The sequence below is a fragment of the Ruegeria sp. CDSB114 genome, assembly GCF_059611025.1.
On the sequence record NZ_JBXWOT010000001.1, the window covers coordinates 356,925 to 375,137 of the forward strand.

At 57.8% G+C, this 18,213-nt stretch carries 21 protein-coding genes; 14 read left to right on the plus strand and 7 right to left on the minus strand.

From position 1 onward, the window contains the following. Positions 1-157 precede the first annotated feature (157 nt). A complete protein-coding gene (locus AC2FIP_RS01810; protein ID WP_496784979.1) occupies positions 158-1,282 on the plus strand; it encodes an anhydro-N-acetylmuramic acid kinase in 1,125 nt (374 codons plus the stop codon). On the opposite strand, the gene AC2FIP_RS01815 is transcribed toward AC2FIP_RS01810, so the two are convergent. After that, positions 1,248-2,138, minus strand: a complete 891-nt coding sequence (locus tag AC2FIP_RS01815; protein ID WP_496693433.1) for a fatty acid desaturase — start codon at positions 2,136-2,138, stop codon at positions 1,248-1,250. The two genes, AC2FIP_RS01810 and AC2FIP_RS01815, sit on opposite strands and share 35 nt — an antisense overlap. 3 nt (positions 2,139-2,141) lie before the next feature. Beyond that, a complete protein-coding gene (locus AC2FIP_RS01820) occupies positions 2,142-2,561 on the minus strand; it encodes a cupin domain-containing protein (RefSeq protein WP_496784981.1) in 420 nt (139 codons plus the stop codon). 85 nt (positions 2,562-2,646) lie between these two features. Between AC2FIP_RS01820 and AC2FIP_RS01825 the strand changes: the two genes are divergently transcribed. From AC2FIP_RS01825 to AC2FIP_RS01850, 6 genes are all read left to right on the plus strand, one after another. Then, positions 2,647-4,065 (plus strand): protein adenylyltransferase SelO, encoded by a 1,419-nt coding sequence (locus tag AC2FIP_RS01825; protein ID WP_496785786.1) that lies wholly within the window; start codon positions 2,647-2,649, stop codon positions 4,063-4,065. A 127-nt stretch (positions 4,066-4,192) separates the two neighbouring features. Continuing rightward, positions 4,193-4,897, plus strand: a complete 705-nt coding sequence (locus AC2FIP_RS01830; protein WP_142635102.1) for an endonuclease/exonuclease/phosphatase family protein — start codon at positions 4,193-4,195, stop codon at positions 4,895-4,897. Between the two features lie 73 nt (positions 4,898-4,970). After that, positions 4,971-5,384 (plus strand): Fur family transcriptional regulator, encoded by a 414-nt coding sequence (locus AC2FIP_RS01835; protein WP_142633379.1) that lies wholly within the window; start codon positions 4,971-4,973, stop codon positions 5,382-5,384. 136 nt (positions 5,385-5,520) lie between these two features. Then, positions 5,521-6,402, plus strand: coding sequence for a DMT family transporter (locus AC2FIP_RS01840; protein ID WP_496691116.1), 882 nt, complete (start codon positions 5,521-5,523; stop codon positions 6,400-6,402). 124 nt (positions 6,403-6,526) lie between these two features. After that, positions 6,527-7,804: a phosphopyruvate hydratase gene (gene eno / locus AC2FIP_RS01845; RefSeq protein WP_281994511.1), complete on the plus strand. Its 1,278-nt coding sequence runs from the start codon at positions 6,527-6,529 to the stop codon at positions 7,802-7,804. A 273-nt stretch (positions 7,805-8,077) separates the two neighbouring features. Further along, positions 8,078-8,245: a hypothetical protein gene (locus AC2FIP_RS01850; RefSeq protein ID WP_185956604.1), complete on the plus strand. Its 168-nt coding sequence runs from the start codon at positions 8,078-8,080 to the stop codon at positions 8,243-8,245. Between the two features lie 52 nt (positions 8,246-8,297). On the opposite strand, the gene AC2FIP_RS01855 is transcribed toward AC2FIP_RS01850, so the two are convergent. From AC2FIP_RS01855 to mazG, 3 genes are all read right to left on the minus strand, one after another. Beyond that, positions 8,298-8,747 carry a GNAT family N-acetyltransferase gene (locus AC2FIP_RS01855; RefSeq protein ID WP_142633385.1) on the minus strand — a complete coding sequence of 150 codons (450 nt, stop codon included), beginning with the start codon at positions 8,745-8,747 and terminating at the stop codon, positions 8,298-8,300. Then, entirely contained in the window at positions 8,744-9,685 is a 942-nt protein-coding gene (locus tag AC2FIP_RS01860) for a nucleoside hydrolase (RefSeq protein ID WP_496784982.1), read from the minus strand. The genes AC2FIP_RS01855 and AC2FIP_RS01860 overlap by 4 nt, the downstream gene beginning before the upstream one ends. A 63-nt stretch (positions 9,686-9,748) precedes the next feature. Further along, positions 9,749-10,606, minus strand: a complete 858-nt coding sequence (gene mazG, locus AC2FIP_RS01865) for a nucleoside triphosphate pyrophosphohydrolase (RefSeq protein WP_142635104.1) — start codon at positions 10,604-10,606, stop codon at positions 9,749-9,751. A 66-nt stretch (positions 10,607-10,672) separates the two neighbouring features. On the opposite strand from mazG, the gene AC2FIP_RS01870 reads away from it, so the two are divergent. From AC2FIP_RS01870 to AC2FIP_RS01885, 4 genes are all read left to right on the plus strand, one after another. Next, positions 10,673-11,836 carry a M20 aminoacylase family protein gene (locus AC2FIP_RS01870; RefSeq protein ID WP_496700487.1) on the plus strand — a complete coding sequence of 388 codons (1,164 nt, stop codon included), beginning with the start codon at positions 10,673-10,675 and terminating at the stop codon, positions 11,834-11,836. 12 nt (positions 11,837-11,848) lie between these two features. Beyond that, complete coding sequence (speB, locus tag AC2FIP_RS01875) at positions 11,849-12,814, plus strand: agmatinase (protein WP_142633391.1); 966 nt, start codon at positions 11,849-11,851, stop codon at positions 12,812-12,814. Positions 12,815-12,877: 63 nt separating this feature from the next. Next, positions 12,878-13,825, plus strand: coding sequence for an agmatinase (gene speB / locus AC2FIP_RS01880; protein ID WP_496784984.1), 948 nt, complete (start codon positions 12,878-12,880; stop codon positions 13,823-13,825). A gap of 69 nt (positions 13,826-13,894) precedes the next feature. Then, a complete protein-coding gene (locus tag AC2FIP_RS01885; protein ID WP_496784985.1) occupies positions 13,895-14,299 on the plus strand; it encodes a DUF1499 domain-containing protein in 405 nt (134 codons plus the stop codon). Here AC2FIP_RS01885 and AC2FIP_RS01890 read toward each other — a convergent pair. Further along, complete coding sequence (locus AC2FIP_RS01890) at positions 14,240-14,527, minus strand: hypothetical protein (protein ID WP_271947446.1); 288 nt, start codon at positions 14,525-14,527, stop codon at positions 14,240-14,242. The genes AC2FIP_RS01885 and AC2FIP_RS01890 overlap by 60 nt on opposite strands. Positions 14,528-14,590: 63 nt before the next feature. Here AC2FIP_RS01890 and prfA point away from each other — a divergent pair, with 63 nt between their 5' ends. The 3 genes from prfA to AC2FIP_RS01905 all read left to right on the plus strand — a co-directional run bounded on the left by prfA (position 14,591) and on the right by AC2FIP_RS01905 (position 17,301). Continuing rightward, on the plus strand, positions 14,591-15,646 hold the full coding sequence (gene prfA / locus AC2FIP_RS01895) for a peptide chain release factor 1 (protein ID WP_281971980.1): 1,056 nt from the start codon (positions 14,591-14,593) through the stop codon (positions 15,644-15,646). After that, positions 15,643-16,488: a peptide chain release factor N(5)-glutamine methyltransferase gene (gene prmC, locus AC2FIP_RS01900; RefSeq protein ID WP_496675942.1), complete on the plus strand. Its 846-nt coding sequence runs from the start codon at positions 15,643-15,645 to the stop codon at positions 16,486-16,488. The genes prfA and prmC overlap by 4 nt, the downstream gene beginning before the upstream one ends. Before the next feature lie 237 nt (positions 16,489-16,725). Then, a complete protein-coding gene (locus tag AC2FIP_RS01905; protein WP_496691122.1) occupies positions 16,726-17,301 on the plus strand; it encodes a DUF4167 domain-containing protein in 576 nt (191 codons plus the stop codon). Positions 17,302-17,359: 58 nt separating this feature from the next. Here the strand turns inward: AC2FIP_RS01905 and rsmA are convergent, their stop codons facing one another. Beyond that, positions 17,360-18,202, minus strand: a complete 843-nt coding sequence (gene rsmA, locus AC2FIP_RS01910) for a 16S rRNA (adenine(1518)-N(6)/adenine(1519)-N(6))-dimethyltransferase RsmA (RefSeq protein WP_496784986.1) — start codon at positions 18,200-18,202, stop codon at positions 17,360-17,362. Between the last annotated feature and the right edge of the window lie 11 nt (positions 18,203-18,213).

Sequence of the window (18,213 nt, forward strand, 5' to 3'; positions counted from 1 at the left end):
GGGCAGTGTATAGGCGGTGGGGATGACAAGGAAAAGGCACCTTATCCAAGAAAAACACGCCGCTTATGTGATCTGGCTTGCCTTGGGTTTGCGTTAACGTGCAGGTTGTGGGCAACGCGACGACATAACGGGCGCGAACAGGCGAAAGAGGGCTGGCGTGGGTCGAGCAATTAGCAAATCAGGCGTATTGACTGCATTGGGTGCAATGTCGGGGACCTCGCTGGATGGCGTGGACGCGGCGGTGATCAAAACGGACGGTTACAGAATTCTTGGCTTTGGGCCCACCGGATACCGCGCCTATTCAGATGCAGAGCGGAAAACGCTTCGCGCAGCACTGGGGCAGTGGCACGGCCCCGAGGTGGATGCCGCGGCGGAATTGGTCACGCTTGCCCATGCCGAAATACTGGCCGACTTCGATGAGATTGACCTGATCGGATTTCACGGTCAGACCCTAGCGCATGAACCAAGCGGGCGCGGTACGTTGCAGGTGGGTGACGGCGATGGCCTGACGCAGGCCTTGGGTGTCCCCGTCGTTTGGGATTTCCGCAGCGATGATGTGGCGATGGGGGGCGAGGGCGCTCCGCTTGCGCCCTTTTTCCACTTTGCCTGTGCCAAGTGGATTGAGGCCAACCAACCGCTTTGTTTTCTGAACCTGGGTGGGGTCGGGAACCTGACCTATGTAGATCCCAGGTTTGATGGCCCTGAAATACCTGGTGCGCTGTTGGCTTTTGACACCGGTCCGGCCAATGCACCGGTTGATGATCTGATGCAGGAACGTCTGGGTCTGCCCATGGATCGCGACGGCGCGATTGCGCGCGGCGGCAGGGTCGAGGCCGGGGCGCTTGAGTTGTTTCTTGCAGAGCCCTTCTTTAACAGGATGCCGCCAAAATCACTGGACCGGAACGACTTTGCCGAGATGATCCGCCTGGTGCAGGAACTCTCTGACGCTGATGCGGTTGCCACCCTGACCGGCATGTGCGCCGCCGGAGTTGCGCAAGGGATCGAGCATTGCCCGGAACCGCCGTCGCGTGTGTTGGTGACAGGAGGGGGACGGCATAACCCGGTCCTGATGGAGATGCTGCGCGTTTCGCTGGATTGTCCGGTGGAGCCGGTCGAAGCGGTTGGTCTGGATGGGGATATGCTGGAAGCACAGGCCTTTGCCTATCTTGCTGTCCGTGTCGCGCGCGGGCTGCCGACCTCTTGCCCCGGCACCACAGGGGTTAAGGCACTGGTCGGGGGCGGGATGGTCAGCGTTCCATCGAGCGAACGTAGTCTGACGTAAATTCTGAATACCCCTCAGAGGTCGATTTCAAATGTGCTTTGGTCCAGTCATGCAGCGTTGGCAGCTGGTGAAACGGCACGTTTGGAAAGGCGTGGTGTTCGGCGTGATAGGGCATGTTCCAGGCCAGAAATCGGACCAATCGGTTGGTGAACGTAGTGCGCGAGTTTTCAAGCATATTCGCCACCGGCGGGCAGAGGCCGTGTTCCGCAAGCAGGTACAGCCGAAGAACGGGCTGTGCCACCAAGACCGGCAACAGCCATAAGCTGACCATCAAAGGTGACACCAGCAGGCTTGCCCCTGCAAGCGCGTAAATGGCCAGCAGGACACGGGCCTCAATCCGCATGGCCTTATGTTGGCGATGCGGCAAATAGGGCGCCTCGATCCGGCCCATTGCGTTACTGATCAGAACGCTCATCATCCCAGACCAATAAGGCCAACCACTCAGATAGATCAGCAGGCTGGGCCAGCTGTCGGGCCGCGGTTTGCCCCCCAGTTCGGGGTCTTTGTCCGGGTGGTTGGTCCATTTGTGATGCGCGAGGTGAAAGTATCGAAACCAGGTAAAGGGCAGGGCGATCGGGAGTGAGACCAGATGCCCGACCGCATCATTCATCCAGCCAGTCCGAAACGGCGTTTTATGGGTGCATTCATGGCTGAGGGTGAACAGAAACACCAGCAGCACGCCTTGCGGCAGGATCAGCAGCGGCCAGAGCGGGATTTGCAGTGCTATGCCTGTACTCGTTGAGCTCAGCACCAATAGATACAGCACCAAGTGCCTCAGACCCGCCGCGTCAGACCGCATCTGCAGCCGGTCTTTGGCCTCGGCCGGGAGTGATGCGATGAGGGCGCGGTGATCCATCGGTCAGCCTCGGGGGATGTCGAACCCTGGAGCGGCGAGCTCGAACCCGTCAAACTCAAACCCCGGGGACACGGTGCAAGAGACCAGCGTGTAGGCCCCCGTGCTGCGCGCGGCCTGCCAGTGATCCTTGGGCACGATCAGTTGTGGTGCGCCTTGCGACAGGTCCGGGGTCAGCAGGTGGTCAGTTGCCGGGCCAGTTTCGGTGGCACTGAGGGATAGCACCAAGGGTGCTCCTGCGTGGTACAGCCAGATCTCGGTCGCATCGACGCGGTGCCAATGGCTGGCTTCGCCCTCGGGCAGCAGGAAATAGATGCAGGTCCCGGTGGCGCGGCCCTGGTTTTCGGCGCGCCAGGTTTCGCGGAACCAGCCGCCCTCGGGGTGGCGCTGCAGGTTCAGGTGTTGGATGATCTCTTGTGCGGTCATGGGGCCTCGGGTGTTTCAGAGAGATTATGCACGGGTTTGGACGATCCGCTATGGTATTCGCCCCGATCAGGAATATGTTTGGACAATGACCCTGATGATCCCCTTCGACAACAGTTACGCCCGTTTGCCAAACAGCTTTTATGCGCGGCAAGCCCCGGTGCCCGTCCGTGCGCCGCGCCTGATCGCGTTTAATGCCGATCTCGCGCAGATTCTGAGGATCACGCCCGGTGACGTGCATGAAATGGCCGAGGCCTTTTCCGGCAACACCCTGCCAGAAGGGGCGGAACCGATTGCGCAGCTTTATTCCGGGCATCAGTTCGGGAATTATAACCCTCAGCTTGGGGATGGGCGCGCGGTATTGCTGGGTGAGACGGTTGGGACGGATGGCGTCCGCCGGGATATCCAGTTGAAAGGATCAGGCCCCACACCGTTTTCCCGTCAGGGCGACGGACGCGCATGGCTGGGGCCGGTGTTGCGCGAATATGTGGTCTCTGAGGCGATGCACGCGCTGGGCATCCCGACCACAAGGGCGCTGGCCGCCGTTGAAACCGGCGAGGCCATTTTTCGCGAAGGCCCGATGCCCGGTGCAATCCTGACCCGTGTCGCGCAAAGCCACCTGCGTGTCGGCAGCTTTCAGGTCTTTGCCGCGCGTGGGCAGTTGGACAGCCTGCGTCAGCTGACAGATTATGCCATTCAGCGCCATTACCCGCAGGCCGACGGCCCGATGGGTCTTTTGCGCGCTGTTGTCGACGCACAATCGCAGTTGATTCCCGCATGGATGAGTGTGGGATTCATCCATGGGGTGATGAATACTGACAACTGCTCGATCTCAGGCGAAACCATTGATTACGGCCCTTGCGCCTTCATGGATAACTATCATCCCAATACCGTCTACAGCTCGATCGACCGCATGGGTCGCTATGCCTATTCCAACCAGCCCGAAATCGCCGTTTGGAATGCAGCGCAGCTGGCGACCGCGCTGATCCAGCAGTTCGAGGATAAAGAGGCCGCCGTTGCTGAGGCTACCGAGATCGTCCATGCGATGCCCGACCTGATACAGCAGCACTGGCTTACAAAGTTCCGTGCCAAGATCGGTCTTGTGACGCAGGAAGACGGCGATCTTGAGATGATCTCGGACTTGCTGAATTGCATGGCGCAGAACCAGGCGGATTTCACCAATACCTTCCGGGCGCTGGGCGGCGATCAGGCGCGGGATCAATTCACCGATCCGCAGGCCTTTGACCAATGGGCTAGGGGTTGGCGGTCGCGGCTGTCTCGTGAAAAAAAACCTGCTGAGGTGATTAACAAGGCCAATCCGGCCTTTATCCCGCGCAACCACCGGGTCGAACAGATGATCCAGGCGGCGGTGCAGGGGGATTTTGACCCATTCCACCGGCTGAGCAATGTGCTGTCCCGGCCCTATGAGGATCAACCCGGCGCTTTGGATCTGACACGGCCACCGGCACAGGATGAGGTTGTTCAGGCGACCTTCTGCGGTACATGAGTTCCTCACACCTGTTTTCGCAGTCAGCTACGTCGGTGTTTCGCCATGCGCTTGCTTTGGTTAAGCCGGCTTGCAATCAACGATGAGCAGCGCAATCCTGCGATCTCAAACGGACTTTCAGGAACCCATGTCTCAGACCGCAATCCTGCGCATCGCCAGCTATAATATTCAGAAATGTGTCGGACTGGATCTGCGTCGACAGCCCCAGAGGATTCTTCAGGTCATCGAAAGCCTTCAGGCCGATATTGTCGTCTTGCAAGAGGCCGACAAACGATTGCCTCCGCGCCCTGCGGCCCTGCCGCATTTCATGCTGGACGAAGCGGGATGGCAGATCGTTGATTTGGGTGGGGCTGGCAGCTTGGGGTGGCATGGGAATGCAGTGATCTGGCGGGGTGATGCGATCCGTGTCCGGCAGACCGGGCATCACGAATTACCGGGGCTGGAACCGCGTGGAGCTGTCAGGGTCGAGTTTGACACACCAATCGGTCCGCTTCGGGTGATGGGCATGCATCTGGGGCTCTTGCCCGCCTCACGCCGTCAGCAAATCACCCACCTCAGACGGTGCGATGCGAATCTTGAGGATTTGCCAACTGTCTGGGCGGGGGATTTCAATGAATGGTCCCGACAGCCGGTTCTGGATCACCTGGCCCCGGATATGCACTTTCTTCCACCATTCCCCAGCTTTCCAGCGGCACAGCCGCTGGGCGCGCTGGATCGGATCGCGCTCGGCGCGGGGCTTGAGGCTGTTTTGCATGGCGTGCATTCGGTGCGACCCGCGCATATCGCCTCGGATCACTTGCCAATCTGGGCCGATCTACGCCTTGTAGCTTAGCCGGTAAATCCCCTGTAGCGCCGATCACGCATACGGTTTAATACAGAGAACCGAATATATGCCGAGGGTTCCTATGTCCGACACGATCATCGCCCGTTGCGAAGCCAAAGGCCTGCGTATGACAGGACAGCGCCGCACGATTGCACAGGTGCTGCAACAAAGCGATGATCATCCCGATGTCGAAGAGCTCTATTCGCGCGCCTCGCAGGTTGATTCTGGTATTTCCATCGCCACCGTCTATCGGACCGTCAAACTGTTCGAAGAGGCCGGGATTTTGGAGCGTCTGGAATTCGGTGATGGTCGCGCGCGGTACGAGGATGCCGAACGGGACCATCATGATCACTTGATCGACATGCAGTCAGGTGAAGTTATCGAATTTGTAGACCCTGAGATCGAAGCGCTACAAGAAAAGATTGCAGCTAAGCTGGGCTACAAGCTGAAAGGGCACCGGCTGGAACTGTATGGCGTTCCGCTAGACCACGACTGATCCATCACAAAAAACGAACGGCCTGCGCACGGGAATTCATGATTCCCAGGCGGATATTGCTTGCCTGACCGCCCGGCATCGGCTTTTGCTTGGATATGACCGGCTGAACGCGCCGCAATATTCTACGGACAAAACTATGAACAATGTGAACGGCATTTTGCTGGTCGTCGGCGCAATGGCGGCCTTTGCACTTGAAGATATGTTCATCAAACACCTGTCGGTCACAGTGCCAACAGGACAGATCATGGTTCTTTTGGGCCTTTCCTGTGGTCTGGTCTTTGTTGGTATGGCGGTGTTCACCCGCAAACGCATCTTTGATGCTGCTGCCTGGCAGACTTTGCCCCTGATACGTGCGCTCTGCGAGGGGTTCGGGGCCGTGGCATTTGTGACCGCGCTGTCTCTGGTCGATTTGTCAACGGTTGCCGCGGTGTTTCAGGCAATGCCTTTGGTCGTTACAATGGGGGCGGCGTTGTTCCTGGGCGAGCAGGTTGGATGGCGGCGATGGAGCGCAATCGGCGTTGGTTTCATCGGTGTTCTCTTGATCATCCGACCGGGGTTGGACGGGTTCCAGCCAGAAACCCTTTTCGTCGTGGCCAGCGTTGTGGCTATTGCCGCCCGCGATCTGATCACACGCAGGCTGGATGTGCGTGTGGCCTCGGCAGTAGTTGCGATGCAGGCCTATGGAGCGGTTACCATTGCCGGTCTTGTGCTGATCTCAATGGCCGGCCAGCCGGTCGTTGCACTGAACCAGGCGCAATTCGGGCCGTTCCTGGGCGCGATTGGATTTGGTGTTCTGGGGTATTACGGCATCGTAAGCGCGATGCGGATTGGCGATGCCTCGGCCCTGACCCCGTTCCGTTACACCCGACTGGTGTTCTCCATCGCAGCCGGAATGCTGATGTTCGGCGAGCGCCCGGATATGATGACGGTTGCCGGTGCCTCGCTGATCCTGGGGTCGGGGCTTTATACCTTCCTGCGCGAACGGCGCTTGGCGCGGTCACTGGCTGTCGCGGCCTGACGGATCGTCGCAGGTTTGCGCAAACACGCTCTCAGACCTGTGTTAGCGATAACATGAGTGGTTTACTTTTTGCCCTGTACTGATATGAGGCTGGCAACTGATTGCAGCCACAGGGACGGGCCTCATGAGCACCATCATCGACATCCATGCACGCGAAATTCTGGACAGCCGGGGCAACCCAACGGTCGAAGTGGACGTGATCCTGGAAGACGGCACCATGGGCCGGGCAGCTGTCCCATCGGGCGCCTCGACCGGTGCCTATGAGGCGGTCGAAAAGCGTGATGGCGACAAATCGCGCTATATGGGCAAGGGCGTGCTCGAAGCGGTTGCCGCCGTAAATGGTGAGATCGCCGAAGAACTGGTTGGGTTCGACGCGACCGAGCAGGTGGCGATCGACCAGACTATGATCGAACTGGACGGCACCGAAAACAAAGGCCGTCTCGGCGCAAACGCCATCTTGGGCGTTTCGCTGGCAACGGCCAAGGCGGCAGCGGATTTCACCACGCAGCCGCTGTTCCGCTATGTCGGCGGCACCTCGGCCCGTATCCTGCCCGTGCCGATGATGAACATCATCAACGGTGGCGAACATGCCGACAACCCGATCGACATTCAGGAATTTATGATCATGCCGACCTCGGCCGCGAATATCCGCGACGCGGTGCGCATGGGGTCCGAGGTGTTCCACACTCTGAAGAAAGAGCTGTCGTCGGCAGGTCTTGCCACAGGTGTCGGCGACGAGGGCGGCTTTGCCCCCAACATCGCTAGCACGCGCGAGGCACTGGATTTCATTCTGAAATCCATCGAAAAGGCGGGCTACAAGCCGGGTGAGGAAATCCATCTAGCTTTGGATTGCGCCGCGACCGAGTATTACAAAGACGGCAAATACGTCCTGTCCGGTGAGGGCAAGAGCCTGACCTCGGAAGAAAATGCCGACTATCTGGCGGCGCTGGTCAACGACTATCCGATCATCTCAATCGAAGACGGTATGTCCGAGGATGATTGGGACGGCTGGAAGGCCCTGACCGACATGATTGGCGACAAGGTGCAGCTGGTGGGCGACGACCTGTTCGTGACCAACCCCACGCGACTGGCGGAAGGGATTGAACGCGGCTGTGCCAACTCGATGCTGGTCAAGGTGAACCAGATCGGATCGCTGACCGAGACGCTGCGCGCCGTCGATATGGCCCATCGCGCACGCTATACCAATGTGATGTCGCACCGCTCGGGCGAGACCGAAGATGCCACGATTGCCGATCTGGCAGTGGCCACGAATTGCGGTCAGATCAAAACCGGATCACTGGCGCGGTCAGATCGGTTAGCCAAGTATAATCAACTGATCCGTATCGAAGAGTCTCTGGGTGAGATTGCCGAATACGCAGGGGCCTCAATCCTCAAGCGCTGAAACCTGTAAGCCTGAATTTTGATTGCCTGGCCTGTGGAAATGGGCCGGGCTTTTTTGTGTTGGATTGTAGGTTTTGCCCATGTCTGAATCTTATATCGGCACTTTAGTACGTTTGGATCAGAAGAAACTTGGGAGGTTATGAATAGTATTATCTAGATATATTAATGACTTATATAGGGGCCCTGCGCTGGCGATCCTTATGTGTGAACTTTTTCCTTTTTGTTCTGTAGTGCGCATTCGTATCATATTGAAATAACAGATAAGGGGAACACTATGAATGGTTCGAAACTTCTTCTGGTAGCGTCTGCACTCAGCACTGTATTTCTGGTTGCTTGCTCAGAGCCTGGAACATATCCGATCACTGGTACGGCAGTGTCCCCTGACGATCCGGTGGCAAACCTTGAAGCTCCGGTTTACATCCGTCGCGGTGAGGCCCGGTAGGGCCTGTCAATCTTTCGCGGGTGGCCTTGTTGTTCAGCCACACAGAAATGGATCAAAGGGTTTTGCTCATCAGCATATAGCGGTCACGAGGCTTGAAACCTGTGCGTAGATACAGTTTCTGTGCCGTCTCGTTTGTACGATCGACTTCAAGATGCAAGGCTGTGAGCCCCGCGCTCGCCAACGCCTTGGGCAAATCCAGCAAGACTTCAGACGCAATTCCGCGCCCTCGCACGGCAGGACGAATATAGATCTCATCCACGAATCCATCCATGCCGCCGAATTCAACCGACCACCCAAAGGTCAGGATGACATAGCCCAAGGGTGCGCGACCGGGGCCAATCAGGTAGATGCACCCAAAAGGTATTCCCTCTAGAAGAGGGGCAAGCGCATTGCGCGTCTGATCGGCATCCTGGGTAATGCCTTCTTCGGCGTGAAAGGCGGCGACCAGACCAACCAGACGTTCCAGATCCTCGGGGCGGGCAAGGCGAAGTGCGGCGCTCATAGTCGGGCCAGCCGATCCGTGAGCAGATCAAAAAATCCGCCAGCGTCAATTTCTCCGATGAACAGGGCGTTGGGTTTTCTGTCGGTAACACCCCACCAATCGGCAACAGTCATGCCCAGGGTCAGCTCTGATTGGGTCTCGACCTCGACATTCACCAGCCGCCCGGTAAACAGTTCGGGCTTGATAAGATAGGCAGTCACGCAAGGGTCGTGTAGCGGAGCACCTTCCGAGCCGTATTTGTTCTTGTCGAAACGTTCAAAGAAATCGGTCATCTCGGCCACCGCAACACCGGCCTTGTTTCCAATTGCACGGAAGGCATCGTTACGCGACTTGGTCACCAGAGCCTTATGCGTGACATCAAGCGACATCACCACAATGGGACGTCCAGATTTGAACACAATATCAGCGGCTTCTGGATCGACGTAAATGTTAAATTCGGCGGTTGGGGTGATGTTTCCAACTTCGAAATATGCCCCTCCCATCAAAACGATCTCTTGAACCCGGTCCACGATGTCAGGCGCTTTGCGGAACGCTGTGGCGATGTTGGTCAATGGCCCAAGGGGACAGAGCGTAACGGAGCCTGGTTCATGCGCGCGCAACGTGTCGATGATGAAATCGACGGCATGCCCTTCTGACAGCGGCATCTGCGGATCCGGCAGAATCGGCCCATCCAAGCCAGTTTTGCCATGCACATGCTCTGCTGTGATCAGGGGGCGCTCTAACGGGCGGTCGCATCCGGCATAGACGGGGGTCTGGGTATGGCCAGCTAATTCGCAGACAATACGCGCGTTTTTGGCTGTCAGCTCTAAGGGTACGTTGCCAGCGACTGCGGTAATGCCCAAAACCTCAATTTCGTCGGGGCTGGCAAGCGCCAGCAGAATGGCGACGGCATCGTCCTGTCCCGGATCGGTGTCTATAATGATTTTGCGAGCGGGCATGATCGTCTCCGGAGGTCGTGAAGGTGGGACACTCGCAAGTGTCCGAGAGCTTGTCTAGCGGTTTTACGTTCCGGCCTCGGCCTTTGCCGGCGGGAGTTTGCCATTGGCCCGATGTTCCTCGATCTTCACCTCGTCCCAAAGCGCGTCCATCTCTTCCAGCGTGCTTTCTGTTGGGGTTTTTCCCCGTGCAGCCAGGCGCGACTCGACCTGCTCGAACCGGCGGGTGAACTTGGCGTTGGTCCGACGCAGGGCGGTCTCGGGCTCGACCCCAAGATGGCGGCCCAAATTGACCATAACGAATAGCAGATCGCCGAACTCATCCTCTAACGCATCCGCATCCATGCGGTCGCGTGCCTCTTCGAGCTCGGCAGCCTCTTCGGTAATCTTGGCCAGCACATGGCTGGCATCGGGCCAGTCGAATCCAACACGGGCGGCACGTTTCTGCAATTTGAGAGCACGCAGCAGGGCGGGCAGGTTGGCGGCGACACCGTCCAACGCGCCTTGTTGTTCTTTACCAGCACGTTCGGCCGCTTTGATGGCTTCCCAGTCCAGTGTTTGCTGCTCTGCCGATTTGTCGCGGGATTCGTCGCCAAAGACATGAGGGTGCCGGGCAACCATCTTGTCCGACATGGTGCGCACCACGTCCTGAAAGGTGAAATGCCCGGCTTCTTCGGCCATTTGTGCATGAAAGACAGACTGGAACAGCAGATCCCCAAGTTCGCCCTTCAGCTCATCATAAGCCTCACGTTCGATGGCATCAGCGACCTCATAAGCCTCTTCGATTGTGTAAGGAGCGACCGTGCCGAAATCCTGCTCGATATCCCATGGGCAGCCGGTTTGAGGGTCGCGCAGTCGGCGCATGATCTCTAACAAGCGTTCGATGCCAGCATCGCTGTCATGGATCAGAGGATTTTCGGCCATTGCGAACCCTTTCGTTCCGGTGTCAGATGCATCCATTCCGCAGTCACGATCAGGAGTCCACCCCAGATGCCCGTCGTCAACCGAATTGCCGATTTCTCTGCCGATATGGCCGCATGGCGCCAACATCTGCATACGATCCCCGAGCTTGCATTCGAATGCCACGAAACCGCGGCCTTTGTCGCTGATCGACTCCGTGAGTTCGATGTGGATGAGGTGCACCAAGGGATCGCCACCACTGGGATCGTTGCGATCATCAATGGCCAGGGTGAGGGGCCGACGATCGGTCTGCGCGCTGATATGGACGCTCTGCCTATCCCCGAGGAAACAGGGGTCGCGTACCAATCAACCAAGCCCGGAAACATGCATGCCTGCGGTCATGACGGGCACACCACGATGCTGTTGGGCGCAGCGCGCTATCTGGCGGAAACCCGAAATTTCCGTGGACGCGTGGCGCTGATCTTTCAACCGGCCGAAGAAGAGGGTGGTGGCGCGGGCGTCATGGTCGAAGAGGGGATCATGGACAGGTTTGACATTTCCGAAATTTATGCATTGCACAATGCGCCTGGAATTCCCGAAGGATCCTTTCAGACAACCCCCGGGCCGATCATGGCTGCTGTTGATACGTTCGAAGTTCACATTCAGGGCCTTGGTGGCCATGGTGCCATGCCGCATGAAACCCGGGATCCGGTGATGGCGGCCTGCGGTATCGCCCAGGCGATTCAGACCATCGTCAGTCGTAACAACTATGCTTTGGACAGTCTGGTGATCTCGGTCACGCAAATCCATACAGGCACCGTGAACAACGTGATCCCCGATACCGCCTTTATCAACGGCACTGTGCGCACTTTTGATCCGACTGTGCAGAAAATGGTGATGGAGCGGATGGAACAGATCGTACAAGGACAAGCCCAATCCTATGGTGTCGAAGCGCGGCTGGACTATGAGGTCAACTATCCTGCAACAATCAATGACGCCGACAAGACTGGTTTTGCCGCAGAAATCGCGCGTGATGTTGCCGGTGCAGATCGCGTGATGACCAATGTCGACGCGATGATGGGGGCCGAGGATTTTTCATACATGCTGCAGTCGCGCCCCGGCGCTTACCTGTTTCTGGGGCAAGGCGAGGGGGCCGGACTGCATCATCCGAAATACAACTTCAACGACGACATCGCGCCGGTTGGGGCGTCTTTCTTTGCGCGGATCGTCGAAAAGGCCCAGCCTTTGGGCTGACAGGAGAAAGACATGGCACTGGAAGATTCAAAGAATTTCGTCGACGAGGCGTTTACCAATCCTGAACTGAAAGGCGTCTCGTACGAGAATACTTTCGGGGGGGCGATGTCATTTTTGCGCCGCTTGTATACCAAGGATCTGACCGGGATTGATATCGCCGTAACCGGCGTGCCATTTGATCAGGCGGTGACGAACCGCCCCGGTACGCGTCTTGGGCCACGCGCCATCCGCGAGGCCAGCACGTTGCAATCCCCGGATGAGCCTTATGGCTGGCCGTTTGATGCGCTAAGCGAATTGGCAATCGTGGATTATGGGGACATGGCTTATGACTACGCCAATATACCTGCCTTTCCGGACACATTGACGGACCACATTCGCACAATTCTCAACGCTGACGTGGCCTCGGTGACGCTTGGTGGGGACCACTATATCAGCTTTCCGATCCTGAAGGCCTATGCCGAGAAATACGGGCCGATGTCCTTGCTGCAATTTGATGCGCATACGGATACATGGGCTGACGACGACATGTCCCGCGTGGATCATGGGACCATGTTCTACAAGGCGGTCAAATCAGGGATAGTGGACCCTAAGCGTTCCGTTCAAGTGGGTATTCGTACGACGAACGAAGATACTTTGGGGGTCAACATCATTGACGCTCGGGAGGTGTACGAGTCCGGTCCCGCCGCCGTGGCGCAAAAGATCAAAGGCATTCTTGGTGACAACCCTGTTTACCTGAGCTTCGATATCGACGGTCTGGACCCGGCCTTTGCGCCTGGCACGGGAACGCCGGTCTGGGGTGGACTGAGTTCGATTCAGGCCCAGATCATCCTGCGCGACATTGCTGGGATCAACATCAAAGGCGGGGACGTGGTCGAGGTTTCGCCGCCCTATGACACCTCAGGTGCGACAGCGATTGCAGGCGCACATGTGGCGACGCAAATCATTTGCCTGCTGGGATGGAACAAGCTGAAGCCTTAACCTTTGGTTAGCCATCTTTCCGGTATCAGGTTAGCAGCAGGGCAGGACGGAAGACATAACGGCATGACACAATTCAACCAACCAATCAGCGGTAACGATCTGGCGCGTTTTTCCGGCCCAAACACGTTTATGCGCCTGCCGCAGGCGGATACGTTGGCCGGATTGGATGTGGCCGTAATAGGCATACCGATGGACATTGGCACCTCTTGGCGGTCGGGGACACGGTTCGGACCGAAACAGATCCGCAGCGAAAGTGCGATGCTGCGGCCTTACAATATGGCCACCTTTGCGGCCCCCTTCGACAGCCTGCAAATCGCCGACATCGGCGATCTGGCAATCAACACCTTTTCGCTGTCCGACAGTCTGAGGATCATCAAGGAAAGCTATGACGCGATTCTGGCGCAGGGTGTGACACCTGTGGCGATGGGGGGCGATCACTCGATCACCTTGCCGATCCTTCGGGCGATAGCCGCGAAACACGGGCCTGTGGCGCTGGTCCATGTGGATGCCCATGCGGATGTAAATGATGAGATGTTTGGCGAAAAGGAAACCCATGGCACCGTTTTCCGGCGTGCCTATGAAGAAGGGCTGATCGTGCCGGAAAAAACCTTTCAGATCGGCATCCGAGGCTCTGGCTATGCGGCATCGGACTTTACCGAGGCCAAAGGGTGGGGCTTTCGCCAATACCCCGCATGGGAGCTTTGGCAGCAGAACCTGACGGTCATGGGCGCGCAGATACGCAATGAGATCGGGGATCATCGGGTCTATATCACCTATGACATCGACAGTCTGGACCCGTCCTTCGCCCCCGGAACCGGCACGCCCGAGATCGCCGGGTTAACCACACCGCAGGCGCTGCAACTGATCCATGCCCTGGGCGGGACAAATGTGGTTGGGTGTGATCTGGTCGAGGTTTCTCCGCCGTATGATCCCTCTGGCAATACGGCGCTGACCGCTGCCAATCTGCTGTTTGAACTGCTGTGCATATTGCCAGGCGTGACGTCACGGTAGGGATCACGGCAGTCTCTTGTTTGCTATGCGGAACTGCATATGGTTCCGCAATCTAACAGAGTGGAAAAGATGAAAATGACGCTGTGGCTGATTGCTGGACTGATTGTCCTTGTGGGGGCGTATTTACGGCTTGCGCCATCTGATCCCGCCATCTGGCACAATGCCCCCGTCGGCGACGCGAACAGAGACCTCCGTGGTGGCGTCGTGCGAGTACTTGAAACGGGGCCGGACGGGCTGACGCAGTTGAACGAAATCGCAATGGCCTCACCACGTACAAAGGTTCTGGCCGGGTCAGTTGATGACGGGATGGTCACCTATATCACCCGTACCAAAGTGATAGGTTTTCCAGATTACACAACCGCCCAGCAGAATGGCGATACACTGCGCATCTATGGCAGGTTGCGCTTTGGACGCTCAGATTTTGGGGTAAACCGAAACCGCGTTGATGGCTGGCTCGCGCGGATGCAACCCTGAGGACAGGCATCCTTCCTGTACCTCGCGCCACATCGGAACGTTCAGTGACATCTGACATTGTGCAGTGAAAATGCGACCGTCGACCTGCAGGCAGATCATCTCGCCCAATTCAACGCGTGACCCGGATTTGTCAGTGCAATAGCAGTCCTGTACCTTGCCGCCGGGACCGACGACATCGGCCATCGCGGGCGTCGCAAAAAGCGATAGAACCAGAACCAACCGTCTCATGCGGGGCAGCTTAGCATACGGACAGCCCTTGACCATAGCCCCGGATTAAGAGACACCGCCAGGATGATCCCCGAAGAACGCCTCGAACAGATAACTCAGCGATTCCAATACCTCGAAGCAGCCATGGCAGATGGTGCTTTGGGCGGCGATATTGCTGTACTGGCCAAGGAATATTCGGACCTCAAGCCCGTGGTCGATCAGATCATGGCTTGGCGCCAGCTGGTCACTGACCTTGCCGAGGCCGAGGCGATGCTGGCCGATCCTGATATGAGGGAGCTGGCCGAAGAGGAAATCCCCGACCTGCAGGCCCAAATTCCCGGTGCAGAACACGCTCTGCAACTGGCCTTGTTGCCTAGGGATGCAGCCGATGCGCGCCCGGCCATGCTGGAAATCCGTCCTGGAACCGGCGGTGATGAGGCCGCGCTTTTTGCGGGCGACCTGCTGCGCATGTATCAGCGGTATTCCGAAGCGCGCGGTTGGAAATTCGAGATTATCGAGGAGCAGGCGTCGGATCTAGGCGGCATCAAAGAGGTGGTTGCCCATATCAAAGGCGACAACGTCTTTGCCCGTTTGAAATACGAATCTGGCGTTCACCGGGTGCAGCGGGTGCCGGAGACCGAAAGTGGCGGGCGCATTCATACCTCGGCGGCGACCGTGGCGGTTCTGCCCGAGGCCGAGGATGTCGATATTCAGATCGACGCCAATGATATCCGTATCGACACGATGCGCAGCTCGGGTGCGGGTGGGCAGCACGTGAACACCACTGATTCGGCCGTGCGGATCACACACCTGCCCACTGGGCTTGTGGTGACCAGCTCCGAGAAATCTCAACACCGCAATCGCGAGATCGCGATGCAGGTTCTGAAGACTCGACTCTATGATCAGGAGCGTCAGCGGATTGACAGCGAACGCTCGGCAGATCGGGCGAACCAGGTCGGGTCTGGCGACCGGTCGGAACGGATCAGGACCTATAATTTTCCGCAAGGCCGCATGACGGACCACAGGATCAATCTGACGCTGTACAAGTTGGATCAGGTGATGCAGGGCGATCTGGATGAGGTAATCGACGCATTGACCGCGGATGATCAGGCGCGTCTCCTGGCCGAGATGGCGCAATGACCGGCGGCCAGACAGCGGCTCAGGCCATGGTGGCCGCTACGGCAAGATTGCGTGCGGCTGGTGTGGCTGATCCGGCGCGGGATGCGCGGGTTCTACTCGCCCACGCCGCCCGGATCGAAGCAAGTCGCGTGACACTGATTACACCCGAAGAGCTTTTACCGGATATTGCTGAGCGATACGAGCAACTGATCTCGCTTCGGGCCATTCGTGTGCCCGTTTCTCATCTGTTGGGGGAACGTGAGTTTTACGGCCGTCGGTTCAAAGTTAGCCGGGACGTGCTGGATCCACGCCCGGAAACAGAGGTTCTGATCGAGGCCGCGCTGAGCGAACCCTTTGACTATGTCCTCGATCTGGGGGTTGGATCGGGGTGCATCCTGATCACATTGCTGTCCGAACGCACCAGTGCATCGGGTATTGGTGTGGATCTGAGTGAGGCGGCCTGCCTACAGGCCAGTGCAAATGCCGTGCAACACGATGTTCAGAACCGGATCGAAATTAAGCAATCCGATTGGTTTGGAGACATTGAAGCTAAATTTGACCTGATTGTTTCAAACCCGCCCTATATTTCCCTTCCGGAAATGGACACCCTGGCACCTGAAGTGCGGGACCATGAGCCGCGGATGGCATTGACAGACGAAGGTGACGGCTTGGGGGCCTACCGCAGGATTGCTGCCGCCGCCCCGGATTTTCTATTGCCCCATGGTCGGTTACTTGTCGAAATCGGACCCGAGCAAGGGCAGAGCGTCGCATCTTTGTTCGACGCAGCAGGATTGACAGACGTACGGATCATTCCCGATCTGGACGGTCGCGACCGCGTCGTTTTCGCCAGAATGCCTTCATGACGGAACATTCTGAGGCCGAAATGCGCCGATTGATATAAAAAAGGTACAAAAATTGGGACAAACCTCTTGTCTGCACGCTCTGGACGTGTTTACTCAGGTGTAGTCAGAGAGGTTGACGCTGTTACAGCGGGCCCCTGACGCCAAGCCCAAAAAAGCCGACATCGTGTCATAGCTAAGCCCTTGAGCAGTGCAAGACGCGAACTGATCGGCAGCGAACGACAAGGCTGACTAAAGTAGATGAGATCTTCCAAATCCCGCTCTCGGGCAAAGAATAACCGCAATCGTCCTTCTGGCGGCAACGTCGTAAACCGAGTTTTCGACAGTTCGGGCCCAGAGGGCAAAGTGCGTGGCACGCCGCAACAGATTATTGATAAATATAATCAGCTTGCACGCGATGCTCAGTTGTCTAACGACCGTGTAGCTGCCGAAAACTTTCAGCAGCACGCCGAACATTACCTGCGTTTGCTTAGCGAAGCTCAGCGTGAAATGGATGCACGCCGTGAGGAGCAAGAGCGTCAGAATCGCGAACGCCAGGCTGAACGAGATCGTGAGCGTGCCGAGCGTCAGGAACGCGAAACCGTCCGCCAGTCGGATCCCGCTGAGGCACCTCAACCTGATGTGATGGGGTTTGCCGCTGACGCAGCTGCTCCGGAATCCGGGCTAGTAGAAACGCCTGAAAGCAAAAGCCCTGAAGAGGCCGAGAAAAAAGAAAAACCGGCCCGTCGGCCTCGGGCGCGCAAGCCCAAAGCCGCACCTGCTGCGACTGAGGACGCGCCCTCCGGCAACGGTGATACGCCTGAAGCGGCAGAGTAAATCAGCCAGTATAGAAAAGAAAAACCCTGCGGTCTGTTAGCCCGCAGGGTTTTTTGTTTCAGGATCTTTTGACTTCGCGGGCCAATGCGCAGAACGCTTCTAAAGGCACTTGTTCCGCACGTTCGGTGGGTTTGATTCCGGCGGCGATCAGGCGGTCTTCGATATCCGGGGCCACGCCCTTTAGCGAGGCTCGCAGCATTTTGCGGCGCTGATTAAAAGCGGCGGCGACCACGCGGGACAGTGTGGCAGGATCAGCCGGATAGCGCGGTTGCGACAGGGCGGTCAGGTGGACCACAGCGCTTGAAACCTTGGGGGGCGGAGTGAACGCGCCAGGTGGCAGTGACATGGCGATGCGCGCGTGGGCCCGCCATTGGGCAAGGATGGCTAAGCGACCATAGGCTTTGCCGCCGGGTTGGGCGACGATCCGTTCCGCCACTTCGCGCTGAAACATCAGGGTCAGGCTTTGCCAGAACGGAGGCCATTGCGGCGGGGTCAGCCAGCGGACCAGCAATTCGGTGCCGACGTTATAGGGCAGGTTCGCAGCCACACGGATCGGAGGGGTCAGATGCGTAAGCGGATCAATCTCAAGCGCGTCACCGTTGATGACCTCAAGCCTACCGGGATAGGCGGCGGCGATGTCGTTTAGGGCAGCAATACAGCGGGTGTCTTTTTCAACTGCAACAACCTTGCGCGCACCTTCTGAAAGTAGCCCACGGGTCAGCCCGCCGGGGCCGGGGCCGATTTCCAGAACATCGCATTCCGCAAGATCTCCGGCCTGCCGCGCGATCTTGGCGGTCAGGTTCAGGTCCAGCAAAAAGTTCTGGCCCAGCGACTTGCGAGCCGAGAGTTGATGCGAGGCGATAACCTCGCGCAGAGGGGGAAGGTTGTCGATAGTGCTCATGATTCGATCAC